This window comes from Wolbachia endosymbiont of Atemnus politus (assembly GCF_013309895.1).
In genome coordinates, this window is the sequence record NZ_JAAXCS010000149.1 from 1 (window position 1) to 2712 (window position 2712).

The window sequence follows — 2712 nt, forward strand, 5'->3', positions numbered from 1 at the left end:
TAAATTTTTTACCCGCTCTTTACGCACATCTTCTGGCACTTGCGGCATTCGTGCAGCAGGTGTATTCTTCCGCTTTGAGTATGGAAAAGCATGTAGGTAAACTATATTAGCTTCCTTTAGTAGATCAACTGTATCCTGAAACATTTCGTTAGTTTCTGTTGGAAATCCAGCAATAATATCAGCACCGAATGCTATATTATGCCTTAAACTCTTCATTTTATGGCAAAATTCTATCACTTGTTCCCTGCTGTGACGACGTTTCATTCTTTTTAGGATTAAATTATTACCAGATTGTAAACTTAAGTGCAAATGTGGCATAAATCTTGATTCGTTAACTATTAAATTCATTAATTCATCGTCGATTTCAGCAACATCAATAGAAGAAAGCCTGAGTCTCTTCAATTCTGATACATCCTTTAAAACTCTTCTAATCAGTGGACCAAGTGAAGGTTTACCAAATAAATCTGTACCAAAATCAGTAATATCAACTCCTGTAAACACTACTTCTTGGTAACCGCTTGCTACAAAAATCTTAATTTGCTCTATAATATTGTTTATTGGCACGGATCGGTTGTTTCCTCTTGCTTCAGTAATTGAGCAAAATGTGCAGCTATGATTACAGCCATTTTGGACTTCGATAAATGCTCTTGATTTATCTACAAGCTTACTAATTAAAATAGGTTCTGACTTGCTTGCTTGATTATCACTGACTAGTATTTTATTATTATTTAGTAAGTAATTTTCAGCCTTGAGCTTATCTTGATTGCCCAACACCTTACTTACACCAGGAATATTACTATACGATTTAGGATCTAATTGAACAGCACAGCCAACTACGATAATCTCTTTATTTGGATCATTTTTATGAATCTTACGTATTCTTTGTTTCACCTGGCGTTCAGCTTCATTTGTTACTGCGCAGCTGTGTACAACAACAACATTTTCTCTCTCTGCTTTTCTTAATGCTTCTTTGATTAACTCACTTTCGTAAAAATTTAGACGACAGCCAAATGTCACTACTTTATTCATGCTAGACTTCAATAGATTTTATAATTTAATTATTATATCAAACACCCAAGTAAAGTCATTAAGCCTCTTAACCACAACATTTTACATCTCTACTGGCTTGTCCCTTTGTGGTGAGATTGCAGTTAATAGTCCATTTAACCCTTTAAATATTTTCCCTAAAACACTTAATATAAGCTTTATTTTAATCATTTATGACCTTTGGCACTACAAAATATCCATGCTCAGATTTTGTGTTGGATAATATTTCTTCTTTAATGTTCTCGGAATTGGCAACGTCATCGCGTGTGTGAATATCCTTATCTATGCTACCATAACGTATAGGAGAGACACCTTCAGTGTTAATTTGTAATAAAATATCATGTATCCAATCTAACATCGTTAGTTCTTTGGAGTAGTGCTCAATTTCGTCATTTGATAACTTAATTCTCACAAGCTGTGCAATTTTAAGCATTTCTTCCTTGGTAATTGTCACTTTTCTTTTGTTTGCAAACTCTATTAGCGAAGTGATGACGTCTTCTATTGACTTAGCTGGCATCTTTACCTCCTTGAATGAAGTGAGTCAAAATATTTGCAACCGAAACAATTTTTATTTTATCAGTTTTTTCAAATTTGTGAAGTATGGTATCCGTGATCACTAGTTTATCTAGAGAAGAGGAAGAGATTTTCTCGACTGCATTTCCTGAAAGCACGCCATGTGTGATGCATGAAACGACAGACTTTGCTCCGCGGGTTTTTAAGGCAAGAGCTGCATTACATAGCGTTCCACCAGAATCAACTATATCATCAACAATGATACAATTTTTATCTGTAACTTCCCCTATTATATTCATTACCTGAGATATGCCTGCTTTCTCTCTGTATTTGTCTACTACAATAATTTTATCACTCAATTCTATCTTATGCTTTTTCTCTAAAGTCTTTGCGAAAGCACGCGCTCTACTAACTGCCCCAATATCAGGTGCAACAATTGCCAAATTTTTCGTGTGTACAGAGCTAGCAAATACTTCAAAGCAGCTTAAATTAGTTATCGGTACATCGAAAAATCCTTCAATTTGACTTGAGTGCAAATCAATAACTGCAACACCGCTTGCGCCTGCAGTTTGGATGAGATTTGCAATCAATTTTGCACCCAAAGCAGATTGCATATTATTATTTTTAATAATAATATCTTGTCTACTATACCCATAATAAGGAATAATTGTTGTTATCCTTTTGGCTCCTGATCTTTTTACTGCATCAATTGTGAGCAGAAGCTCCATAAGATTGTCATTTGTAGGAGGAGAAATGGACTGTATTATGTATACCTCTTGATTATAGATATTGTCTCCCACGTACACATTCATCTCACCATCAGCGAACTTTGATACCTGAGTGGAGAATGGCTGAACATTTAGCTTACTAGCTATTGATTTTCCTAATTCTTTACTAGTATTACCTATTATTATCTTCATAATCTACCAATTGAATTTGTAAGATTATACGGAATTTATGGACAGATAGAACATAAAAACCCCTTGACAACCCCTACCAGACCCCTTAATTATAATATTAAGGGTATTTCTGACTCAAAACTTGTTTTTGATCCGCGCGAATTCAATGACAAAAATTTAGTAAAAAACTCAAGGTATTTATTGGCGGATTATATAAATTATTGGGGCTACATGTCTTTTAAATTTTTTCACA

3 protein-coding genes are annotated in these 2712 nt (G+C 34.3%); all 3 read right to left on the minus strand.

Going from position 1 to position 2712, the window contains the following annotated elements; all coding sequences use genetic code 11:
* The coding region (gene mtaB, locus HET73_RS06940) for a tRNA (N(6)-L-threonylcarbamoyladenosine(37)-C(2))-methylthiotransferase MtaB (protein WP_174134259.1) at positions 1 to 1029 on the minus strand (1029 nt) is incomplete at its 3' end.
* A gap of 181 nt (positions 1030 to 1210) precedes the next feature.
* Positions 1211 to 1564 (minus strand): Asp-tRNA(Asn)/Glu-tRNA(Gln) amidotransferase subunit GatC, encoded by a 354-nt coding sequence (gene gatC, locus HET73_RS06945; protein ID WP_174133162.1) that lies wholly within the window; start codon positions 1562 to 1564, stop codon positions 1211 to 1213.
* A complete protein-coding gene (locus tag HET73_RS06950) occupies positions 1554 to 2480 on the minus strand; it encodes a ribose-phosphate diphosphokinase (protein ID WP_174134260.1) in 927 nt (308 codons plus the stop codon). Before HET73_RS06950 ends, gatC begins: the two co-directional genes overlap by 11 nt.
* Between the last annotated feature and the right edge of the window lie 232 nt (positions 2481 to 2712).